This window comes from Candidatus Methylopumilus turicensis (genome assembly GCF_000953015.1).
Classification (GTDB): Bacteria; Pseudomonadota; Gammaproteobacteria; order Burkholderiales; family Methylophilaceae; genus Methylopumilus_A; species Methylopumilus_A turicensis.
In genome coordinates this window covers 1243530-1265015 of sequence record NZ_LN794158.1, presented here as the reverse complement: position 1 = coordinate 1265015, position 21486 = coordinate 1243530, and the positions used below count along the sequence as shown (strand labels likewise).

Annotated in this window: 21 protein-coding genes and 1 tRNA gene; 19 read left to right on the top strand and 3 right to left on the bottom strand. The window is 46.0% G+C overall.

The genetic code is table 11. The annotated features are described in order from the left end of the window. Positions 1 to 177 precede the first annotated feature (177 nt). Positions 178 to 1641 (top strand): M17 family metallopeptidase, encoded by a 1464-nt coding sequence (locus BN1209_RS06315; RefSeq protein ID WP_045751424.1) that lies wholly within the window; start codon positions 178 to 180, stop codon positions 1639 to 1641. Positions 1642 to 1762: 121 nt separating this feature from the next. Here the strand turns inward: BN1209_RS06315 and BN1209_RS06310 are convergent, their stop codons facing one another. After that, positions 1763 to 2761, bottom strand: coding sequence for a CYTH domain-containing protein (locus BN1209_RS06310; protein ID WP_045751423.1), 999 nt, complete (start codon positions 2759 to 2761; stop codon positions 1763 to 1765). A 38-nt stretch (positions 2762 to 2799) separates the two neighbouring features. Continuing rightward, a complete protein-coding gene (locus tag BN1209_RS06305) occupies positions 2800 to 3252 on the bottom strand; it encodes a SixA phosphatase family protein (protein WP_045751422.1) in 453 nt (150 codons plus the stop codon). A 125-nt stretch (positions 3253 to 3377) separates the two neighbouring features. Between BN1209_RS06305 and BN1209_RS08925 the strand changes: the two genes are divergently transcribed. The 5 genes from BN1209_RS08925 to BN1209_RS06280 all read left to right on the top strand — a co-directional run bounded on the left by BN1209_RS08925 (position 3378) and on the right by BN1209_RS06280 (position 7454). Continuing rightward, the gene (locus BN1209_RS08925) at positions 3378 to 4397 is read left to right on the top strand and encodes a hypothetical protein (RefSeq protein ID WP_052661118.1); all 1020 of its coding nucleotides are present in this window, start codon (positions 3378 to 3380) and stop codon (positions 4395 to 4397) included. Between the two features lie 2 nt (positions 4398 to 4399). Beyond that, a complete protein-coding gene (gene recJ, locus BN1209_RS06295) occupies positions 4400 to 6106 on the top strand; it encodes a single-stranded-DNA-specific exonuclease RecJ (RefSeq protein ID WP_045751421.1) in 1707 nt (568 codons plus the stop codon). An 89-nt stretch (positions 6107 to 6195) separates the two neighbouring features. Further along, entirely contained in the window at positions 6196 to 6957 is a 762-nt protein-coding gene (tpiA, locus tag BN1209_RS06290; protein ID WP_045751420.1) for a triose-phosphate isomerase, read from the top strand. Between the two features lie 49 nt (positions 6958 to 7006). Further along, positions 7007 to 7363: a preprotein translocase subunit SecG gene (secG, locus tag BN1209_RS06285; RefSeq protein ID WP_045751419.1), complete on the top strand. Its 357-nt coding sequence runs from the start codon at positions 7007 to 7009 to the stop codon at positions 7361 to 7363. 6 nt (positions 7364 to 7369) lie between these two features. Then, a tRNA-Leu gene (locus BN1209_RS06280) sits at positions 7370 to 7454 on the top strand. 119 nt (positions 7455 to 7573) lie between these two features. Here BN1209_RS06280 and BN1209_RS06275 read toward each other — a convergent pair. Next, positions 7574 to 8233 (bottom strand): META domain-containing protein, encoded by a 660-nt coding sequence (locus BN1209_RS06275; RefSeq protein ID WP_045751418.1) that lies wholly within the window; start codon positions 8231 to 8233, stop codon positions 7574 to 7576. Between the two features lie 590 nt (positions 8234 to 8823). Here BN1209_RS06275 and BN1209_RS06270 point away from each other — a divergent pair. From BN1209_RS06270 to BN1209_RS09205, 13 genes are all read left to right on the top strand, one after another. Continuing rightward, the gene (locus BN1209_RS06270; protein ID WP_045751417.1) at positions 8824 to 10284 is read left to right on the top strand and encodes a mannose-1-phosphate guanylyltransferase/mannose-6-phosphate isomerase; all 1461 of its coding nucleotides are present in this window, start codon (positions 8824 to 8826) and stop codon (positions 10282 to 10284) included. A gap of 83 nt (positions 10285 to 10367) precedes the next feature. Further along, entirely contained in the window at positions 10368 to 11480 is a 1113-nt protein-coding gene (locus BN1209_RS06265; RefSeq protein ID WP_045752025.1) for a nucleotidyltransferase family protein, read from the top strand. A gap of 180 nt (positions 11481 to 11660) precedes the next feature. Further along, a complete protein-coding gene (gspG, locus tag BN1209_RS06260) occupies positions 11661 to 12113 on the top strand; it encodes a type II secretion system major pseudopilin GspG (RefSeq protein ID WP_045752024.1) in 453 nt (150 codons plus the stop codon). 2 nt (positions 12114 to 12115) lie between these two features. Next, entirely contained in the window at positions 12116 to 13303 is a 1188-nt protein-coding gene (locus BN1209_RS06255) for a type II secretion system F family protein (RefSeq protein WP_045751416.1), read from the top strand. Continuing rightward, a complete protein-coding gene (locus BN1209_RS06250) occupies positions 13300 to 15012 on the top strand; it encodes a GspE/PulE family protein (protein ID WP_045751415.1) in 1713 nt (570 codons plus the stop codon). Before BN1209_RS06255 ends, BN1209_RS06250 begins: the two co-directional genes overlap by 4 nt. Continuing rightward, positions 14990 to 15910: a hypothetical protein gene (locus BN1209_RS06245; protein WP_045751414.1), complete on the top strand. Its 921-nt coding sequence runs from the start codon at positions 14990 to 14992 to the stop codon at positions 15908 to 15910. Before BN1209_RS06250 ends, BN1209_RS06245 begins: the two co-directional genes overlap by 23 nt. Positions 15911 to 15972: 62 nt before the next feature. After that, positions 15973 to 16446: a hypothetical protein gene (locus BN1209_RS06240; RefSeq protein ID WP_171816508.1), complete on the top strand. Its 474-nt coding sequence runs from the start codon at positions 15973 to 15975 to the stop codon at positions 16444 to 16446. Then, the gene (gene pilO, locus BN1209_RS06235) at positions 16443 to 17063 is read left to right on the top strand and encodes a type 4a pilus biogenesis protein PilO (RefSeq protein ID WP_052661117.1); all 621 of its coding nucleotides are present in this window, start codon (positions 16443 to 16445) and stop codon (positions 17061 to 17063) included. Before BN1209_RS06240 ends, pilO begins: the two co-directional genes overlap by 4 nt. Then, positions 17057 to 17695, top strand: a complete 639-nt coding sequence (locus BN1209_RS08920) for a hypothetical protein (protein ID WP_052661116.1) — start codon at positions 17057 to 17059, stop codon at positions 17693 to 17695. Before pilO ends, BN1209_RS08920 begins: the two co-directional genes overlap by 7 nt. 81 nt (positions 17696 to 17776) lie before the next feature. Further along, positions 17777 to 19807: a secretin N-terminal domain-containing protein gene (locus BN1209_RS06225; protein WP_320408762.1), complete on the top strand. Its 2031-nt coding sequence runs from the start codon at positions 17777 to 17779 to the stop codon at positions 19805 to 19807. Further along, positions 19808 to 20278 carry a type II secretion system protein gene (locus BN1209_RS06220; RefSeq protein ID WP_045751412.1) on the top strand — a complete coding sequence of 157 codons (471 nt, stop codon included), beginning with the start codon at positions 19808 to 19810 and terminating at the stop codon, positions 20276 to 20278. A 4-nt stretch (positions 20279 to 20282) separates the two neighbouring features. Next, positions 20283 to 20729: a type II secretion system protein gene (locus BN1209_RS06215; RefSeq protein ID WP_082048415.1), complete on the top strand. Its 447-nt coding sequence runs from the start codon at positions 20283 to 20285 to the stop codon at positions 20727 to 20729. A gap of 8 nt (positions 20730 to 20737) precedes the next feature. After that, complete coding sequence (locus BN1209_RS09205; RefSeq protein WP_197539008.1) at positions 20738 to 21472, top strand: type II secretion system protein; 735 nt, start codon at positions 20738 to 20740, stop codon at positions 21470 to 21472. Positions 21473 to 21486 lie beyond the last annotated feature (14 nt).

Below are 21486 nucleotides of genomic sequence, written 5' to 3'. Positions count from 1 at the left end.
TCATTTGTTAGTAAAAATAATAAGTGATTGTTTGGTTAACCCACATTTTCCCTTTATTGACTAAATTGGTCAAGTTTTAGCGGGGTTTTGCGAGCTTAATCAATTACATAAATCTAGCGTAATTGAAGAATATAATGAAATTTAACGACATTTAAACGAAATTAGTGAGGTTTTTGTATGTCCATCACCCTTAAACAAAATTTAATGCCTGCAGATGAAAATGCTTTATCGGCGCAAACACACCTTTTATTTGTTTTGTCAGCAGATTGTCCAGATACGTTGCCATTTTTAAGCGTATTAAATGCCAAGTTAACGCGTACTAATAAAAAATATGCGGATTTGCAAAAAGGAGCGGTGGTTGCAGATTTGCCGAATGGGGCTTTAGCAAGCTGGGTGGTGTTGGATGAAGGCTTGTCAGCGTTTAAGCGCCAAACGCAATTGCGGAAAGCAATTAAACCTTTGCTCGATGAAAAGCCAGCTGCATTGGCTATTGCCGTTTACGGCTCAGAAGGTGCGCGTCAGCAAGCTGCGAAAGATGCCTTCTATGTGGTGAGTGTGAATGCCGCTGAATTGCCCGAGCGTAAAGGCAAAGTGGCGCAAAAAGAAACGAAGTCTGAGGTTTTGAGAGAAGTGTCTATTTTTGGCTGGCAAGATTCGACTGAATTTGCTGAGATTCAAGCCATGATTGCAGGTAATGTTTTGACGCGAACACTCACGATGACGCCGCCAAATGAGCTTAATCCTACGCAATATCGTACTAAAATCGCTGAACTTGCAAAATCTAAGGGCTGGCAATATCAAGAATTTGATATGCAACAACTCACTCAAATGGGGGCTGGTGCTTTCGTCGCTGTAGGCCAAGGATCAGACCCGCAAGATGCTGCAATAGTCCATCTGACTTATTCACCAAACGATGCGAAGAAACATATCGCGCTGGTGGGCAAGGGCATTTGTTTTGATACGGGCGGACATAACCTTAAGCCGGCTAAATATATGAACGGCATGCATGAAGACATGAATGGTTCAGCGGTTGCTTTGGGTGTCTTGCTTGCGGCAACAAAGGCTAAACTGCCAATGAAGATTGATTGCTGGCTAGCCATTGCTCAAAATCATATTGGGCCGCTTGCATACAAACAAAATGATGTGGTGACTGCGCTTAACGGTACCACGATTGAAATTGTGCATACCGATGCAGAAGGCCGCATGGTCCTGGCGGATACCTTAACTTTAGCGTCTCGTGAAAAGCCAGATTGGATGGTAGATTTTGCCACACTGACTGGCAGCATGATGAGTGCTTTGGGCGATCGTTACAGCGGCGTGCTAGGTAATCATCCTGCGCTACTTTGTAAGGCGGTTGGCCTTGGTGCCGCGGTGGGTGAGCGTGTTTGCGCATTCCCGTTTGATGATGATTACGATGAAGACATTGAAAGTAGCATTGCTGACATCAAGCAATGTACGTTGGATGGTGGCGCTGACCATGTACATGCCACTAGATTTTTATCTAAATTCATTGAACATGATGTGCCATGGTTGCATGTAGATTTATCCTCATACAACCGTAAGGGTGGTTTAGGTGCTGTAGCGAGTGATGTTAACGGTTTTGGCGTTGCGCTGACGTTTGAATTGCTTAAGCAGTATTGATGCGTTTTACTCGAAAATTGATCACTGGGTGAATGAAACTGTCTTTTATTCAGATAATGGGCATCGCATTCATCAACGTCATGATGATTGATTAACCTAAAGCCGCTTAACTGCGGCTTTTTTATTGATGTAACCAAGCCCCCAGGCGAAGTAATATTCGTTGATAGCGCTGACCATTCAAAATAGCATTGAGGTTTTGATAAGCAAAGTTGTCGCAGGGCGAGATTAAGAATTGTGCCAACCATTCTAAGTCTTGAATGATGCTGAGCGTATCTCTATCGGTGGCACGGTAGCCGCTATAGGCTAAAGCGCTAGCGAGACGATTATTAGCAAGCTTCATGTGATAAACCGCTGGAGTATGATTTACTTTTTTCAAGATTTCTTGATTATCCTGCATGCTAGTCAGCGCCTCTTGCATGATTTGCTTGGTGGTTGGCGGCGACTTAAAGCGCTTGATATTCATGGCTTGCGCATGAGTCTTAATCAAAGGCTGTGGCCGCAAATAACGATAGCCCATTTGTGCTTTACTGCCATTCTCAATACTCATGGGAATGTCTTGTTGCAACGCTAAGGCCAGCTCAAATAAGTGATAAGTGTTGCCTTGCTTGAGTTCGATTTCTAATTCCTGAATCGGGCAGATATGCTCGCAAGCATGATCGGTTGAGCTTTTGAGGTCGCCAATATCCGCAGACACTTCAATCACTGACCCATCTGGGTAGTTGAGTAGCCAATCAGTGCGCACCACATCGACAATAAACACAGGTTTCAGCGCTGCTCTCAGCTTCTGGTCAGCAAAAATATTGGCTAAATGCGGCTCAGTAATTTTATTAAAATCGGGCGCATTGTTAGTGAGCAAATCTTCCCACTCCAGGCGCTGATGCAAGCCGCCTATTGATTGCCCTGTACTTTTGATGGCTTGAAACCAACCGCCTGACATACTGCGTACACGCAAATTTAAACCTGCATCTAACAAGGCTAAATCTGGCGTGTCGTAATAAATGCTGACGAGTTTGCGGGTCCATGGCGCTTCAACTAATCGTTCCGTAATCGCGGCGTGTTGGTTGAGCAGGTGTGCGCATGACTCAGCAATACGAAGCTTGAGTTCGATTTCGTTGGCCATGGCTAACTGTTTTGCTTAAAGGGGAGAGTAAAAAAGCGCTAAAGCATGTCAGGAGAAATCACAGCGCGAATGATCGCCTGTTCTTCCTCTGCACGTATCCGACTTGCAATCCACCAAACCGCCCCTTTTTTCACACACCAATAATGGGTTTTATGTGTCATCGCGATGGCGGCCGCCATACCAAGTGTCGGTTGGTGGCCAACGATTAATACGGCGCCTTTACTGGTATCCCAGTTGGCTACTTTCAACAAATCATGCGGTGATGCACTTGGCGCTAATTCATGCAGCGTCGTAAATGGCAAATCTAAAGCACTGGCTGTTTGTTGGGCACGTTTGGCTGGACTCACTAAAATGCGGGTCTCTTTGGGCATGCGCGCTTTAAGCCAAGCCGCCATTTTTTTTGCTTGTTCAAGACCCGTTGAAGTCAGTGCGCGTTCGTCATCCGGGTAGCCATCTTCAGCCTCAGCATGACGCCATAAAATTAGTTCCATAGCTTGGATAGATTTCAGTCAAATGTATGTGAAAATAGTATAGTGAAATGAAATTTATTCAAAGTAATTTATGACCTGCCAGGCGCCATCATGCTTGGTTTGTTTCTTGGCTGGGTGTTTTAGAAATGAGTGATGATTTGAATCTGGATGTTTATTTTCCCCAATTTGCAAAGTTCTTGCTGGCAAGCAACAATTGCACGGCATTTTCTAAACTCAGCACGATCGGTGCTTGGCAGCGTGATACTGAGTACGCGCTTGAGGCAAGCTTATGCCGACAATTTGAAGTTCAAAAACAGGCAGATTGGCCACTCGCCCCGATCATGCTTCTAGGTGAGTCTCATATACAAGCGACGGGTTATTGGCTTTTAGTCCATCCAGTGAATTTTGTGTTGCAGCGTGATTTCTTTAGTCTTGGAGAGTCCCTCCATTTATCTCCTTCAGAAGCCGCTTCCCTCTTGGCAGATTTCAACCATCACTTTGCTGAGGATGGTTTACGCTTTGTGCCAAGTCAATCAGGTCATTGGTGGTATCTCCATATTGACGCGCACGTAGAGGTTTCAACGTATTTGCTTGCTGAATCTCTTGGGCGAGATGTGGGTAAACATTTGCCAAATGGCAAACAAGGCATGCAATTTCAGGCTTTACTCAATGAGGTGCAAATGCTTCTGCATGACCATGCAGTGAATGCTGCGCGTGAACAACAGGGCTTGCCTGTGATGAATAGTCTTTGGCTTTCAGGCGGCGGAAGCTTTCAAGCAATGCATCATGCAGCTAAACCGCCGGCTTTTAATTTATTCGCGAATGACATGTTGAGTGCTGGCTTGGCGAGTTTCACTGGCATTACTCCGCAAGACTTGCCATCGCACTATCAGTCTTTCTGCGATAAAAAGAGGCAAGGGGATGCGGTGGTTGTATTGAATGAGGTTCAAACGCATGCCGTTGAGAAACTTGAAGCGGATTGGTTTGCGCCATTGTTGCAGGCATTAAAGCGCAAAGAGATTGATACCTTGCGTTGTCATTTTGATGTCCATGGCATGACATTTACACTCACAGTCAAATCGACCGATACATGGCGCTTTTGGCGCTGGAAATTTTGGCAAAAAGCCGCTTCAGTGACTTCCTATTTTCAATTGGCAGACGCGTAAGTATGGCAAACATTATTCAACGTTCTTTTAATGCCGTGGCAGCGGATGCGCTCAGTCAAGCGGGTTTGATGCCAATCCTAGCCAGAGTGCTTGCTGCGCGCGGTATTGCGCAAATGAAGCAACTAGATGTCTCCCTGGCGCAATTAATCCCACCTGAGCAGCTCACCAACGCGTCGCAAATGGCCGTTTTGCTGGCAGATGCCATTGCACAAAAGCAATCATTGCTGGTGGTCGGAGATTATGATTGTGATGGTGCGACAGCAACGGCAGTGGCGGTCAGAGGCTTGCGCAGTATGGGTGCCCAAGTAGATTATCTGGTGCCCAATCGATTTGAATATGGCTATGGCTTAACGCCCGAAATTGTTGAGCTGGCTGCTGAACGCAAGCCAGACATCATCATGACTGTGGATAACGGCATCGCGAGTGTGGATGGTGTTGCTAGGGCCAATAGCCTAGGGATTAAAGTGCTGGTCACGGACCACCATTTGCCAGGCGACTTAACCCCAGAGGCGGCTTGCATGGTGAATCCAAATCAACACGGGTGTGATTTCCCCAGTAAAAACCTAGCGGGTGTTGGGGTGATTTTTTATGTGATGCTGGCCTTGCGCGCTGAACTCAGAAATCGTGGCGTATTTTCAGAAAAGCCTGAGCCTAATTTAACTGAATTACTCGACATTGTGGCTTTGGGCACTGTGGCTGACTTGGTGAAGCTAGACGATAATAATCGCATTTTAGTCGAGCAAGGTTTACGCCGCATTCGGGCGGGCAAGGGCTGTGTGGCGATTCGTGCATTATTAAAGATAGCCGGGCGAGAAGCGTCAAAAGTGAATGCACAGGATTTAGGCTTTAGCGTGGGCCCGCGCCTCAATGCGGCAGGGCGACTTGATGATATGGCGCTTGGCATTGCCTGTTTGATCTCGGATGATGAAATCGAAGCCACCGTCATGGCGCAACGCTTGCACACCATGAATTTAGAGCGTCGCGCCATTGAAGCGGATATGCAGGAGGCGGCTAATATTTCTTTGGATGAAGTGGATGTCAGCGGGCAGTTTAGTTTAAGTATTTTCGAGCCAGATTGGCATCAAGGTGTGATTGGTATTTTGGCCTCTCAGGTGAAAGAGCAATATCATCGGCCCGTTATTGCGTTTGCCTTGGGTGCTGATGGCAACTTGAAAGGCTCTGGTCGATCTATCAAAGGCTTACATTTGCGGGATGCATTAGATCTCGTTTCAAAACGTCATCCAGATTTGATTTTTAAATTTGGCGGACACGCCATGGCAGCGGGCTTAACGATCCCGCATGATGGATTTAATGCTTTTAAGCAAGCCTTCGAAGACGTTGCTGCCAGTTTACTCACGCCTGCAGATTTAGATGCCGTGATCGAAACCGATGGATCACTGTCGGCGCATGAAGTCGATTGGGATGTGGCTGTGGCATTAGATAAACAAGTGTGGGGGCAAGGCTTTCCTGCGCCATTATTTAGTGATGTGTTTATTGTCAATCAGCAAAAAGTGGTGGGTGAGCGACATCTTAAGCTTTCGTTGCAAAAAGCAGACGATCAGACCGGCCGCATAATCGATGCGATTTATTTTCAGCAGCAAGACTTTTTGCCAACTAAAGTGCATGTGGTGTATGAGTTGCAAACCAATGAATTTAACGGTCGCCAGCGTGTGCAGCTTAACGTCCGGCATTGTATTCCAGTTGGGTAATCCATATTCAGTCATACGCCTAGCGTCATGAGCCTTGAGTAATAGGGTCTGCAAGCGTAAAATTCGCGTCAAATTTATAAGGTTCAAATATGCGTCGTAAGCTGGTGGTAGCAAATTGGAAAATGCATGGGTCGATTGCCCAGAATCAGCAATTGTTCGACGCATTCAAACAAAAATTAGCGCCTATCGACAATGTCGATTTCGCGGTCTGTGTGCCTTACCCCTACTTATTCCAAGCGCAAGTAGTGCTGTCCGGCACTAACATTGCTTGGGGCGCTCAAAACGTTGGCAAATATCCGGTTGGCGCTTATACGGGCGAGGTCGCGGCAAGCATGCTAAAAGACTTTGATGCGACCTATGTGATTCTTGGGCATTCTGAGCGTAGCACCGCTTATTGTGAAAGTGGTGAGAATATTGCGGCCAAGTTTGTGACGGCCAAAAATGCAGGACTAACGCCAGTATTGTGTGTGGGCGAGACCTTGCAAGAGCGTGAGGCAGGCATGGAGCAGCAAGTGGTGGCAGAGCAGTTAGATGCCTTATTGCTCAGCCAAGGGGGTGCAGTATTTGAACATGCGGTCGTTTCTTATGAGCCGATTTGGGCGATTGGCACTGGTTTAAGTGCCACTCCAGACCAAGCCCAGGCCATGCATGAGTTCATCCGTGCGCGTATTGCGGGTTACGATGCTGATGCCGCAAATAGCTTACGCATCCTCTATGGGGGTAGCGTAAATCCTGTAAATGCGTCACAATTGCTAGTTATGCAGGATATTGATGGCGGCCTGATTGGGCGTTGTTCATTAGATGCGAACGATTTTGAAAAAATTTGTCTTGCTGCAGCGGCCGTTCGATAGTTAGCACCGCTGTCACACGCAAGCATTTTCGGAAGAAACAAAAGAAATTATGGAAAATTTAATTACAGTTATTCACGTATTAGCATCCGCCGCAGTCATTGGTTTAGTCCTTCTGCAGCACGGCAAAGGTGCTGATATGGGTGCTGCCTTCGGTAGCGGTGCATCAGGCAGTTTATTTGGGGTAAGTGGCTCTTCTAACTTTATGAGCCGTGCCACAGCGATTTGTGTCGCTGTGTTTTTTACCACCAGCTTAACCTTAGCTTACATGTCGGGCCACCGTGCTGACCGCGTGAGTGTTGTTAAATCAATCACCACGGAACAAGCTGCGCCAAAATCAGCAGCACCTGCTGCAGTGCCGGCCCCAGCAAATAAGCCAGCGCCAGCGAATAAGGAAGTGCCTCAGTAAAATTAAGCGGCTGTGGTGGAATTGGTAGACACGCCATCTTGAGGGGGTGGTGACGAAAGTCGTGAGAGTTCGAGTCTCTCCAGCCGCACCAACAACTAAACCCCGAATTGTGTTCACAATGCGGGTTTTTTGATGCAAGTAACTCTCTTGCTGCCCACCTTGCTTCGCCTACCATCCCATCCTGTCATTCCTTACTTAGAGCATACATCTTTATGTTTTCTTTTGGCTTGATTGTGATTTTTTTGTTTTTTTCTTTGATGCTTTAGCTTTTGGGGATTTGGCTTTTGAAGTCTTTCTATCTTTTAAAGATTTCTTGTCTTTTTTACTATGTGATCTTTTTGCCATCTGCACATTAATCTCTTGATCATAAACTCTGAGCTCCATCATTACCCTGCCGCCACTTTTGAGTACTAGCCTTTCCCCTTGGATGGCAAAGCTATCGGCCATGAGTAGCATGTTAAATACCATCACTTCTTCGTCTTTGCTTTCAGGACAGTCGTTAAGTGAGGTTTCAAGTTTTCCTAATCTAAATGCCCCGTCGTCTGAAGCGTTGAATTTCCCTGTCAGGTAGTTGCAAGCGCCAAAGGCTTTATATTTCCCATTCTTGTTAAACCCAAATTGCCAGTGGTTTTCATGCGCGATAAAGTTGTTCGAGATCAAAATCCTGCTCATTTGCCAATTTTGATTATAAAGCTCTGAAAGTGAAGTACGTTCTGTGGCGGTGGTGGGTTTCAATTCTTTTACAACAGCAGTTTTTGATGGCTCAGCTTGAGCGATCTGAGCCAGTTTTGCTTTTAGTTCTTTATCATGATTTACCTTTAAGGTGATATCTTCGGCGGCGACTTCTTGGACGATGATCTTTTTAGGCATTGAAATGTTGAGCGCACTTGATTGCTTAGCTGGCTCAGTCGGAGCTTGATTGAGGTATGTATCTAACTTTTGGGGCGATTGCTCAGCGCTTTCATCGCCAGTTTTTCTTCTAGTTTCCTCAATGGGCTTAGTCTATGTGACCTTGTCTTCATTCGTAAGCCATTTTTGGATGCTTTTAAATTCACCTGGTAGGATTTCAATTGGTTGATTGATCTCAAAACAACCGCTCAGCGTTAATAGAACAATAATCCAGAACAAGTTTTTTTCATGGTAAGCCTTACTCGGTCGCAAAGTGACTATCCTAATATCAAAGTATTTTATGGCAAAAACATATTTTATGAGTAGATCTACTTTTGGCTTGGCGGCTAGAATTAAATTTCAGTCTTGGATTTTGGCGATATTTTGAGAAGTCCTTTAATATGAGACTTATTGCGTCCAATCATCCCAACAAGATCATCGCTGACACATATATTTGATTTGACTATCCAAGGCCAGTCAATTTATTCTTGCCTACCCTGATGTCACTAAATGCAATGACGTGACGGTAATGATGCGCCCTTACTGATTCAATATTGAAGAGAACGATTGATATGTCCAACATCGCTGCAGATTTAAAAGTCCAACCTGTCATCTTGTCTGGCGGATCAGGCACACGGCTCTGGCCCATGTCGCGAGAAAAGTATCCCAAGCAGTTGCTCCCTTTGTTTGGTGAAGACTCCTTGTTGCAAGGCACGGTTCGCAGATTAGATGGCATCGCTGGCTTAACATTGGCACCAACCATGGTGGTCTGCAATGAAGAGTACCGCTTTGTGATTGCTGAGCAATTGCGTTTAATGGGCAAAGAGGGCGTGATTGTTTTAGAGCCAACGGGCAGAAATACCGCCCCAGCGCTGACCTTAGCCGCGCTTGAAGCTGATGGTGTAAATGGCGATCCTGTGCTTTTAGTGATGCCTGCCGATCATATTATTCTTGATAATGCCGCCTTTCAATTAGCCGTTCGTCAGGGGGCAAGTTTAGCGGCAGCGGGCATGATCGTTACCTTCGGCATTACACCGGATTGCCCAGAAACTGGCTATGGTTATATTCAAACGGGTCAGTCCTTGCCCCAATCAAGTGCTTTTGAGTTAACACGTTTTGTGGAAAAGCCTAATCGCGAGATAGCGCAAACCTATGTGGATGACGGTAACTACTTATGGAATAGCGGCTTATTTATGGTGCGTGCCTCAGTGTGGTTATCTGCCATGGAAAGTTGTCGACCAGATATTTTAGCCGCATGCAAAGCCGCTTGGCAGGGTGAACAGCTAGATGGAAATTTCGTTCGCGTGGGTAAGGCTGAATTTGCCAGCTGTCCTAGCGACTCGATTGACTATGCCGTGATGGAGCGTATCGCTGCTGGTCAAGCGAATTTACCCTCAGCTGCCGTGATCCCTCTGGCCGCGGGTTGGTCTGATGTGGGCGCATGGGATTCCTTATGGCAAGCGTTAGATAAAGATAATGTCGGCAATGCGGTGCAAGGGGATGTGTTATTAACAGATTGCAAAGATACATTAGCATTTTCTGCGAGCCGATTAGTGGCCTGCGTTGGGGTGAGTGATTTAGTCGTCGTAGAAACTGCAGATGCCGTGCTTGTTGCCCACAAGAGTAAGACGCAAGATGTGAAAAAAATTGTTGATCAGTTAAAACAGCAGGGCCGAGTAGAAGGATCGTTGCATCGTAAAGTTTATCGTCCATGGGGCTGGTACGACAGTATTGATGCCTCAGATCGCTTTCAGGTCAAGCGCATTATGGTCAAGCCAGGAGCGAGGCTCTCATTACAATTGCATCATCATCGCGCTGAACATTGGATCGTGGTGAAAGGTACAGCCAAGGTCACCCGTGACGAAACCAGTTACATCGTCACAGAAAATGAATCTACCTATATACCGCTTGGCATTAAGCATAGGCTAGAAAATACCGGAAAAATCCCGCTCGAAATCATCGAGGTACAATCTGGCAGCTATTTAGGGGAAGATGATATTGAGCGTTTTGAAGACGCTTATGGAAGAGCATAAGGCTTACACGGCTTTTAAAAAACGCATTTTGATCGATGCAAATCACCACACAACACTACCAAAATGTAATGGAAACAAACAAAATGACACAGCAACTAAAAGGGATGATTCTTGCCGCTGGACAAGGCACACGAGTGCGCCCACTGACGAAAGACATGCCTAAGCCTATGATTCCTATTTTAGGTAAGCCCGTGATGGAGTACTTAATCGAGCATCTGGCACGTCATGGCGTACATGAAATCATGGTCAACGTCGCACACTCCTACCGAAAAATTGAGCACTACTTTAGTAATGGTAGTCGCTGGGGTGTGGATATCGGCTATTCCTTCGAAGGTGTTTATGACCATGGCGAGATCAAGCCATCACCTTTAGGCTCCGCTGGGGGTATGCGCCGCATTCAAGACTTTGGTGGGTTTTTTGACCAAACAACGATTGTGTTGTGTGGTGACGCGTTGATTGATTTGGATATCGGCGCAGCGCTAAAAGAGCACAAAGCAAAAAAGGCCATGGTGAGCATTGTGACCATGGCGGTGCCTGACAGCGAGGTCGTGAACTACGGCGTTGTGGAGACCGATGAGGAAGGGCGCGTGCTGTCTTTTCAGGAAAAGCCTAAGCCAGAAGAAGCCCGCTCCAACCTAGCCAGCACGGGCATTTATTTCTTTGAGCCAGAAGCGATTGCGCTCATTCCACCTGGCGTGGTGTTTGATATTGGCAGTCAATTATTCCCATTGCTGGTCGAAAAAGGCCTGCCCTTTTACGCGCAAAATCGCAGTTATAACTGGATTGATATTGGCCGTATCTCGGACTACTGGGAAGTATTACAGCGCGTTTTACGTGGCGAAATTAGTTTTATGAAAATCCCAGGTAAGGAAGTCAAGCCAGGCGTTTGGGTGGGCTTAAATACCTCGGTCGATTGGGATAATGTCAAAATTGAAGGCCCAGTGTATATTGCCTCAGGCGCCCGTATTGATGCAGGTGCTGAGATCGTTGGCCCATGCTGGATTTCACATGGTTCGCATATTCGTAAAAATGCCAAAGTCATCCGGTCGGTATTGTTTGATTACACACGCATTAGTGAAGGGGAGACCTTTTATGAAATGATTGTGTCACCCAACTACTGCGTGGATCGCAGCGGCAGAACCTACTACATCGGCGATGACGACTGTATTTTGCGCTGGGGTGATGCGCGTTCATAATTGGCGCGATATCTTTATCGCGCAATCTAGTTTTTGCGCAATCTAGCCAATTATTTTTGCGGCGACAGGACAGGTAACTAGTTAAAAATGTCATTTAATTGAAACAAATCTGTCAAATTCTTCAGATAGAATCATCAGTCTTGTAATAAAACTGATTTTGCTATGTTGAAGGGCAATCTAATGACCAACCCATTGAGTAAAAGACCATTAAGCAATAAACGATCAAATTTAAGCCAACGTGGCTTTACTTTGTTGGAGCTATTGGTGGTGATGGTCATTATTGGCCTGCTCGTTGGTTATGTCGGCCCTAAATATTTCGCCCAAATCGGCAAATCAGAAGTCAAAGCGGCGCGCGCGCAAATCGATGCTTTAGAAAAATCATTAGACCAATATCGTTTAGATACCGGCCACTATCCCGCCACCGAGCAAGGCTTGGCAGCGCTGATGGTGAAACCAGCAAGTGAGGCACGTTGGTCAGGTCCTTATCTTAAGAAAAGCGTGCCTGCAGATCCTTGGGGCAACCCTTACCAATACAAATCCCCTGGCGAACACGGCGAATACGATTTATCTTCTTTAGGTAAAGACGGTCAACCAGGCGGGGTAGATGAGATGGCGGACATTGTCAGCTGGTAGTTATGCTTTATGACCTCAGTGTATTACGCGGCAAAGAATATTCATCGCTACGACTAGATGCCGTCAGCGAGCAGATGGCTATTGGCAGTGCTAAGTCTTTAGGCTACACCGTATTTTCAGCTAAACCAGCGGGCAGTGGATGGCAAAAACACTTCACCAAGCGTGAGCGCTTTCCGATCATGCTGTTTAGTCAAGAAATGCTGGCCTTGTTGGAAGCCGGACTTAACTTGATGGAAGCCATTGAAGCGCTTGCAGAAAAAGAAACGCGTCCAGAGGTCAGACAAACACTTCAAGGCATACTGAGGCTATTAAGTGAAGGTCAGCCATTGTCCACCGCCATGCAGTCTTTTCCACAAGCGTTTCCGCCATTGTATGTGGCAGCCTTGAGAGCGAGTGAAAAAACAGGCGGAATGGCTGATTCACTCAAGCGGTATATCGCTTATCAAAGTCAAATCGATCAAGTGAAAAAGAAAGTCATCTCAGCGTCTATTTACCCAGCGATGTTGCTGTCGGTTGGCAGCTTGGTGGTGCTGTTTTTAGTGGCGTATGTCGTGCCTAAGTTTGCCCATATATACGAAGACATGGGTAGTGACCTGCCATTTTTATCACAAGTATTACTTTCATTGGGAACGTTTATTGAGCAACATGGATTTAGCTTGATGATGTCATTGCTTGGATTAATGGCTTTAGCCGCCTATTTATTAAGTCTAAAATCTGTGCGTACCAAGTTAATGGAGATGGTATGGAAAATTCCAGCCATTGGTGAGCGTATGAAAATCTATCAACTCTCACGCTTCTATCGTTCTTTGGGCATGCTGCTGATTGCCGGTATTCCGATTCTTAATGCGCTCAAGATGGTTTCAGGTCTGCTCGCCCCCGCCTTAAGAGTGCGCATGCTGGCGGCTTCCGAACAAATTCGTCAAGGCCAAGCCATCTCCATGGCCATGGAGCTCAATGATCTTTCAACGCCTGTTGCACTGCGAATGCTGAGGGTGGGGGAACGGAGCGGCATGATGGGCGAAATGATGGAGCGTATTTCTAGTTTTTATGATGAAGAAACCGCGCGCTGGATTGATTGGTTTACCAAACTATTTGAACCCTTACTCATGCTGTTCATCGGCTTTGTGATTGGGTTTGTGGTGCTCATGCTGTATATGCCCATTTTTGATTTGGCGGGAAGCATCCAATGAACCAGCCTATCATCCACCAAGCAGCGCCTAAGCTTATTAGTGCGGAGGCAATTCAACAGGCAAAACAAATTGCCCAGCAATCTCGTCGCCTTTTGATTGAGGTATTGGCAGACCAAAGCGAGCTCTCGCAAGAGGCATTTCTTGCGGCACTAGGGGCGGCGTTTCAGTACGTGACCCTTGATAACAAAGCCTTACATGAACTTAGCACGGATTTTGATGTGTTAGCGTTTGCTGAAGCCTATCAGCATGAATGTATTCCGCTTAGAAATCAGCAAGGCGATTTATTGGTTGCCATCGCCGACCCATTTGCGGAAGGCCTTGCTAATTGGCTCATGGAAAAGGTACGCGAGCCATTTGCCTTGCGCTTATCGCATTATGCCGACGTGTCTGCTTACTTATCGCGTTTTGAAGAAACGCTTAAAGCCATGGACAAAGTCATGGCAAACGAAGAGGAATCAGGCCAGTCAGCCCTGCATCAAATTGAAGGAGTGGAGCAACTATCCTTAAGTAGTATTTCAGCAGATGCCAGTCCAGTCATTCGCTTAGTGAATTCCACCTTGTACGATGCCATGAAAATTGGCGCGAGTGATATTCACCTAGAAACGACAGGTTTAGGCTTAGCGCTTAAATATCGAATCGACGGCGTGCTAGATACCGTCGGTGCGATTCAAGGTGCCGAGATGGCAGAGCAAGTGATTTCGCGGATTAAAGTGATGGCGGAACTCGATATTGCGGAACGTAGAGTCCCGCAAGATGGGCGCTTTAAAGTCAATATCCAAAATCGCGAAGTCGATTTGCGTGTGTCTATCATGCCTAGCGTGTATGGCGAAGATGCCGTCTTGCGTATTTTGGATCGCAAGGCCTTGACCGAGCAATCTAAGGGCCTGACCCTTGAACACATTGGGATTGACGAACTCACTCGCAATCAATTTCGTGCGCTAGCGCAAGAGCCTTACGGCATGGTGCTAGTCACAGGCCCCACCGGTAGCGGTAAAACCACTACTTTGTATGCGGCTATCTCAGAGGTCAATACGGGCAAAGACAAGATTATCACCATTGAAGATCCGGTTGAATACAACTTATCTGGCGTGCTACAAATTCCCGTGAATGAGAAAAAAGGCCTCACCTTTGCGCGTGGACTGCGTTCTATCTTGCGTCACGACCCTGACAAAATTATGGTGGGCGAAATTCGCGACTCAGAAACCGCGCAAATTGCCGTGCAAGCAGCGCTTACCGGTCACTTAGTTTTTACTACGGTCCACGCTAATAATGTGTTTGATGTGATTGGCCGTTTTATTAACATGGAAGTCGATACCTATAGTTTTGTCTCTGCACTCAATGGCATTTTGGCACAGCGACTGGTGCGCTTAAATTGCACCAATTGTGCGGTGAGCTACCAGCCATCGGATGAGCTATTGGCAAAATCTGCAGTGACTCAAGAAGCTGCTGCCGGCATGACTTTCTTAAAAGGCCAAGGTTGCGGTCAATGCCGCGGTACCGGGTATAAAGGGCGTATGGCCGTCGCTGAGTTACTCATTTTAGATGACGAAATTCGCGAAATGATCATAGCTCGTGATCCCATTAGACAACTCAAAGAAACCGCTCGCCGCAAAGGCTTGCGACTTCTCCGTGAAACTGCAGTTGAAGCAGTTGCCAACGGTAAGACAACTTTAGAAGAGATTAACCGTGTCACTTTTATTGCGCTTTAAAAATCAGTTATTGACCCAGCAAGTCGCCAGTCTAGGCGCGGATGCTGTGGCACTGCTGCGCCTAGAAAATGGCATGGCTAAACGATTACTCGAAAAAAATCTTGCGCCGATGGCTGCCAATCATCAGGTTGCCCATCAGGCACAGTCTTGGGCAAGCGCGATCATTGCCTTAGAAAACTTACTATCAAATGCAAACGCTCAGACACAAAGCAAGCCTTCAGGGAATGGTCTGCCATTAACGCTGGTGTTATCCAATCAATTCGTCCGTTACAAAATCATTCCGGCTATGCCAGCTTTCAGCCCTGCTGACAAAGTGATGGCCGTCGCCACGCATTGTTTTAGAGAAAGCTATGGCGACAGTGTGGATCATTGGACGATACGCGCGAATCCGCTTCCGCATGGTGATAGCCTTTTGATCAGCGCTATAGATACCGAATTGGTCACGGCAATCGAAGCGCTCTGTCAAAAGCATCAGTCTAAGCTTAATTCATTGCAGCCCTATTTGATGAGTGGATTTAATAGTATGCGTCGTCAGATAGGCACTGGTGTGAGCTGTTTGGTTCAGGTGGAAGCAGGCCGCTTAACGATTGCTTTAATGCGCGACGGCAATTGGCAAAGTATCACGGCGACCAAAACCTCTGAGGATTGGTCGGATGATTTAGCCGCGCTTATTTCACGCGAGTTGCTCTTGTCTGGCCTTCAAATAGCTGGCTTGCAGAATACGCAGGCAAGTATCTATTTTTCCGCGCTGCCCACACTTCAGGATGAAAAAATCAAGCAAGGCTTTAAGCAAAACAATCCCGCTTGGCAAGTGCTACCCGCTAATCAAAAAGCCATTACTGGCTATATGCCTAGCAAAGATCAGCCATACACCATGGCATTAAGTGCGGTGTTTTAATCATGCGCGCCCTCCATCTCGATTTTGCCTCAAGTCGCAAGCCATCCTTGCTAGGACTTGCAATGTTCACACTCGGGCTGATTGTGCTCATGACTGTTTGGCAGCGACATACTCATATCAATCAACAACTGTTAACGTTAGATCAATCCATCTTGCAATTAAAAGAACGTAAAGGTCTCAAACCAGCCGAGCCGCAGCTACAAGCAAAATCATCGGCTGATCTTCTCGCTAAAATTGAAGAGGCCAAAAAACTCGCGAGTTTCTTGATGATTCCATGGGGCGATGTCTTGAATGCACTTGAATCTTCAGCCTTAGATGGCCTTGCGCTGCTAGCGATAGAGCCAGATGCGAAGAAGCGCCAACTCAAAATCACAGCCGAGGCGAAGAATAAAGACATCATGTTTAGCTACCTAGAAAAGCTCGAGGCCAGTGGCGAGCTTGCCAACGTTTACCTGCTCAAGCATGAAGTCGTCGAAGATGTCGATCAGCATCCCATCCGCTTTGTCGCAGTGGCAACTTGGAAAGATCACCAATGAGCAAGCCTAATGTGAGCAAATTCAAGATGAATGCTGTTGATATCAATAAGGTTAACATCAGTAGCCTGCTAAGTTATTTGGAAGTTTTACGCCATCAGCTTGGGCTGCTCGGTATGCTTGGCCTGTTAGGTTTGGTCGTTTCTCTAGCGATGGGACTGACTTCATTGTTGCCAGGTGAGCAGGCTTTACAACAAAAAACCCAAGCGCTGGCTTGGATAAGTCAGCAACCTATTGCATCTGGCGAGCAGCAAGCTAAATTGCCTAAACTCAATGATGAACAAGCCCTGCAAAAGTTTTATGCGCAATTTCCGCCAGTCGGCGAGGTGTCCAAAGTCTTAGCCGGAATTCATCAGTTAGCGCAAGAAAAAGGCATTAGCCTAGTGGTGGGCGAATATAAGCTAGCACCCGATGCCAATAATCCGCGCCTCATGCGCTATGAGATTATTTTTCCGGTGCAGGGTAGTTATAAAAACCTCAAAGCATTTATTGCTGGTGCCAGCGAGCAATTTCCTTCCCTGGGTCTAGCTGAAGTGAATATCAAACGTGAAACAGTCAAAGATACTGCCGTGCAAATAAAACTCAGTTACGCATTACTGTTAAGGCGTGAACCATGTTGAGCCCAAAGCAAAGATGGATGATGCTTGGTGGTTTGCTTGCCTTAACCTTGCTCGCTATTTATCTGGTTCAAGAACCTGTTGAAGAAAGTTTGCCACAAGAAAGCTCAACAAAAGACAGCCAAACAACAAAAACATCGCAAGAACAGCGACCAGAATCCGCTTCTTTTGCAAATAATACATCGTCTCAATCTGCCATCAAAGTGGCTGAAGAAGCTGTATCGGTATTGCCAGATCTCACGCAAAAGCATCTGTTTGTGGAAGATAAAAGTAAAAAAACGCAGGATTTATTTAAGGGTCACGCTTGGTATGTGCCACCGCCACCACCCAAGCCTGTGCCGGTAAAAGTAGAGCCACCACCACCTCCCGCAGCGCCGCCAGTGCCATTTTTCTACATGGGCAAATTAGAGCAAGCGCCACAAGCGACGCAAGTGTTTTTAACCGCTAATAACAAAGTGTTGTCAGTCACTGTGGGTAAAAATGTGGATACGCTTTGGCGCTTAGATAAAGAAGAGGCGAATACGCTCACCTTCACTTATTTACCTTTAGGGCTGACCAAAACACTGTCAAAAGCCTTGCGTGCTCCCGCAGGGGAAAAAACAGCAGAACAAAATAATCCGGATGGGGCAATTTAATGTCTTTTCTAAATCAATGCAGTAACCAGTTTTTTAGTACACAGCAGTTCAGTAAAGATGCAACCATACAAGGAAATTTGCATGATGTTTAGCTTTCAATTCAGTCCATCCTTTCAGCGTGCAATATCGCTGTGCCTAATTACCTCGTTATTAAGTAGTTGTGCGTTTGCACCCTGGGAAAAATCAGCTGTTAAAGGTAAAACTCCCGAAGAGCGCAGCGCTAGCGCTCAAAAGCAAGTCACTGAAAAACCCGAAGCCGCCATTCCGCGTAAAGATTTATTAGTTACGCAAGATCAAGCAATTACTGAGCTACTCACCGAAGCAGAAAAAGCTCGCAACAGTAGTCGATTGGATGAAGCCAGTGCCCTATATGAACGTGTGATTACTTTAGCGCCTAATAATGTGCGCGCTATTTCTGGCAAAGCTGGTATTGAGCGTAAGCAAAAGCAACGAGTGCGCATTGAAGAAGCAAGCAAACTAAATACCAATAAAAATAGCGATGCAGCGCTAGCAATTTTGCGCGGGGTGCTCATGGAAACCCCAGAAAATAGTGAAGCACTCGCTTTGCAAACTGAAATTCGCAGCCAAAAGCCATTGGCCCGCATCGAGCCACCCAAACTTAAGCCGCCATTCCAAAAGCCAGTGACGCTGGAGTTTAGAGATGTGACCGTTAAGATGATGTTCGAGGCTTTATCACGCGCAACAGGGATTAACTTTATTTTGGATAAAGATATTAAAAGTGAAACCAAAGCCACAGCGTTTATTAAAAATGCCCCAATAGAAGAAGCCATCGAAATGGTGCTGGCGACTAATGGACTGGATAAAAAAGCCCTCACCGAAACCAGTGCCTTGATTTTTCCGAATACTGCCCAAAAAAATAAAGACTATAAGGAGCTCATGATTAGAAGTTTCTATCTCACTAATGCTTCAGCTAAGCAAGTTGCAAGCACCCTCAAAACGGTCTTGAAGTCTAAAGATGTGGTGGTGGACGATAGGCTAAATATGATCGTGATGCGTGACACCCCTGAGGTGATCCGTATAGCTGAGAAATTAGTAGCAGCTAATGATTTAGCTGACCCAGAAGTGATGCTAGAAATTGAAGTGCTAGAAATAAGTCGAAGCAGGTTCCAAGAGTTGGGTATAGCTTACCCCAATCAGATTTCTATTAACAATCTTGTATCACTGGATACTGCAATTTTATCAGGGACGTCTGCAGCAACCGTTGCAAAAACAACGACTCAAACATCGCAACAGCTTACGGTTGATAGTCTCAATAAGTTAACCAGTAGGTCGCTCAGTGTTTCCCCAAACCCTGCATTTAACTTTAGAAAAACTACAGATGATGTAAATTTAATCTCCAATCCAAGAATCCGGGTGCGGAACAATGAAAAAGCTAAAGTCTTGGTGGGCGACAAAGTGCCAGTCATCACCACCACTTCCACAGCAAATGTAGGGATCTCTGAGAGCGTTGCTTATTTAGATGTAGGCATGAAGCTTGATGTTCAGCCACGCATTACCTTGGATGATTTTGTGAATATTAAGATAGAGCTAGAGGTTAGTTCTTTAGGAGGGGCTACTACCACTAAAAATGGCGCGACGGTGTACACCATAGGAACGCGCTCCGCCAGCACTCAACTTCGTTTAAAAGATGGTGAAACACAGGTACTAGCTGGCTTAATTTTAGATGATGAACGTAAAAATGCCAGCAAGCTGCCAGGGCTGGGCGATCTTCCGTTCTTGGGTCGTTTGTTTGCTAACCAAGCAAATAAAAAGTCTAAGACCGAAATTGTGCTCGCAATTACCCCGCGCATTCTCGGCAATATTAGTCGTCCTAATGCTGAAATTTCCGAGTATTGGTCAGGTACGGATGTGCAGATTAATGATAGACCACAGATTAGTGTGCCAATGAGCAGTGGCTTAAAATTGGTGCGTGAATTGCAAGTGGCCGAACCAGCGACTGCAGAGTCAGTTGTATCACAAGAGGCTGTCCTAGACCCATTACCAATCCCCACCCCTCCAACTTCTCCTCCAGTGACTCAAGATCTGAAGGCGGTTGTTCCCTCTGATCCAAAGGCTCCAACACCTATTGATCAAGCAACGCCTGCGCAATAAATGAAAACAGCTGGGTTTACATTAATTGAGCTTGTGGTCACGGTGATGATTGTGGCTATTCTGGCAGCGGGCGCCGTGCCAATCGCGCAGTTAACTATACAGCGTAACAAAGAAACGGAACTTAAGCAGGCACTAAGGCAGATCAGAGAGTCAATAGATTTATATAAAAAAGCGGCTGATGAAGGAATGGTTAAAAGAACACTAGATCAAACAGGCTATCCGCCAAGTTTAGAAGTGTTGGAGCAAGGCGTAATCAACCAAAAAGATACCAAAGGTAAGGTAATCAAGTTTATTCGCAAAATACCAAGAGACCCCATGAATAATGACGCCGACTTAAAACCAGCAGAAACATGGGCCAAGCGAAGCTACGCCAGCGATGTTAACGCACCAGCAGAAGGGGCGGATGTCTACGATGTGTATTCCCGTAGTCCCAAAAAAGCCATTGATGGCACGATCTATAACACTTGGTGAGCCTATGAAAGCAATTAATAAGTTACTGATCAAATGCAAGGGTTTGTCTCAATCTCAGCGGGTATCTTACTCATCCAAAAAAACAAGCCGTGGATTTACGCTAATTGAATTGATGGTGGTGATGACCGTCATCGCCTTATTGATTGCAATTGCCGTGCCACGCTATTTTCATAGTGTAGAACAAGCGAAAGAGGCAACATTGAAGCAGTCGCTCAGCGTCATGCGGGTGGCGATCGATAAATTTTATGGGGATAACGACCGTTATCCGGCATCAATTAAAGAGCTAGTCACTAAAAAGTATATCCGTGCGGTACCGATAGATCCCATCACAGAAAGCACTGAAACCTGGGTGACGCAATCTCCAAGTTTGGATACGACAGGTTCTGTTGTTGATATTAAAAGTGGCGCAACAGGTAACGCTAAAGATGGTACAGCTTATGCCGATTGGTGATGAACATCATGCGAGCTCAACTCAGTAGCAATTTTCAGCATGGCTTCACTTATATTGGCCTGCTTTTATTTATCGCCATCACTGGCTTAGGCTTATCAGTGGCAGGCATGAGCTGGCAATATCAAGTGCGCGCTGAAAAAGAAAAGCAATTGCTATTTGTGGGTGCAGAATTTAGAAACGCCATCAATAGCTACTATGCAAGCTCGCCAACCGTCGCCAAGGTTTATCCTGCAAGCCTCAATGACTTGTTGCTTGACAAACGCATGCCTAATATCAAACGGCATTTGCGTAAAATATATCTAGACCCCATGACAGGCAAAGCAGACTGGGGCTTTGTGACTCAGCAGGGACGTATCGTGGGGATTTATAGCCGCTCAACGCTAGCACCATATAAGCAGAAAGGCTTTAATGTGGCAGAGGATTCACTAGTTGGTGCAAAAACCTACAAGGATTGGATATTTGGGCGCAATGGAAGTGTTGAGCAAAAAACTTCGGTTGATTCATCAAGTTTATCGAATCCAGTCGCGCCTAGTCCCATCACCAGTTCAGAATCTAATCTTGCAAATAACTCAAAAAACGGAGCTAAACAAGAAGCCTTGGATAGGCAGAACAATTCGAATAATCCAGCGGCAGAAGTAAGCCCAGATGGAAACAGTTCATCTAGTCGTCTTGATAAGCTAGATTATTATAAGAAACATGGGGTTGTCCCCCCTGATAGCTATTACTTAAATAATGCACAGTGATGTACAAATAAGTT

Excerpts from the sequence above, each read along its gene's own strand:
- tpiA (WP_045751420.1), top strand. The coding sequence starts at position 6,196 with ATGCGTCGTAAGCTGGTGGTAGCAAATTGGAAAATGCATGGGTCGATT.
- BN1209_RS06250 (WP_045751415.1), top strand. The coding sequence starts at position 13,300 with ATGAACCAGCCTATCATCCACCAAGCAGCGCCTAAGCTTATTAGTGCG.
- BN1209_RS06315 (WP_045751424.1), top strand. The coding sequence starts at position 178 with ATGTCCATCACCCTTAAACAAAATTTAATGCCTGCAGATGAAAATGCT.
- BN1209_RS06220 (WP_045751412.1), top strand. The coding sequence starts at position 19,808 with ATGAAAACAGCTGGGTTTACATTAATTGAGCTTGTGGTCACGGTGATG.
- BN1209_RS08925 (WP_052661118.1), top strand. The coding sequence starts at position 3,378 with ATGAGTGATGATTTGAATCTGGATGTTTATTTTCCCCAATTTGCAAAG.
- BN1209_RS06240 (WP_171816508.1), top strand. The coding sequence starts at position 15,973 with ATGTTCACACTCGGGCTGATTGTGCTCATGACTGTTTGGCAGCGACAT.
- BN1209_RS06265 (WP_045752025.1), top strand. The coding sequence starts at position 10,368 with ATGACACAGCAACTAAAAGGGATGATTCTTGCCGCTGGACAAGGCACA.
- BN1209_RS09205 (WP_197539008.1), top strand. The coding sequence starts at position 20,738 with ATGCGAGCTCAACTCAGTAGCAATTTTCAGCATGGCTTCACTTATATT.
- recJ (WP_045751421.1), top strand. The coding sequence starts at position 4,400 with ATGGCAAACATTATTCAACGTTCTTTTAATGCCGTGGCAGCGGATGCG.
- BN1209_RS06225 (WP_320408762.1), top strand. The coding sequence starts at position 17,777 with ATGATGTTTAGCTTTCAATTCAGTCCATCCTTTCAGCGTGCAATATCG.
- secG (WP_045751419.1), top strand. The coding sequence starts at position 7,007 with ATGGAAAATTTAATTACAGTTATTCACGTATTAGCATCCGCCGCAGTC.
- BN1209_RS06305 (WP_045751422.1), bottom strand. The coding sequence starts at position 3,252 with ATGGAACTAATTTTATGGCGTCATGCTGAGGCTGAAGATGGCTACCCG.
- BN1209_RS06255 (WP_045751416.1), top strand. The coding sequence starts at position 12,116 with ATGCTTTATGACCTCAGTGTATTACGCGGCAAAGAATATTCATCGCTA.
- pilO (WP_052661117.1), top strand. The coding sequence starts at position 16,443 with ATGAGCAAGCCTAATGTGAGCAAATTCAAGATGAATGCTGTTGATATC.
- BN1209_RS06270 (WP_045751417.1), top strand. The coding sequence starts at position 8,824 with ATGTCCAACATCGCTGCAGATTTAAAAGTCCAACCTGTCATCTTGTCT.
- BN1209_RS08920 (WP_052661116.1), top strand. The coding sequence starts at position 17,057 with ATGTTGAGCCCAAAGCAAAGATGGATGATGCTTGGTGGTTTGCTTGCC.
- BN1209_RS06275 (WP_045751418.1), bottom strand. The coding sequence starts at position 8,233 with ATGCCTAAAAAGATCATCGTCCAAGAAGTCGCCGCCGAAGATATCACC.
- BN1209_RS06310 (WP_045751423.1), bottom strand. The coding sequence starts at position 2,761 with ATGGCCAACGAAATCGAACTCAAGCTTCGTATTGCTGAGTCATGCGCA.
- BN1209_RS06215 (WP_082048415.1), top strand. The coding sequence starts at position 20,283 with ATGAAAGCAATTAATAAGTTACTGATCAAATGCAAGGGTTTGTCTCAA.
- gspG (WP_045752024.1), top strand. The coding sequence starts at position 11,661 with ATGACCAACCCATTGAGTAAAAGACCATTAAGCAATAAACGATCAAAT.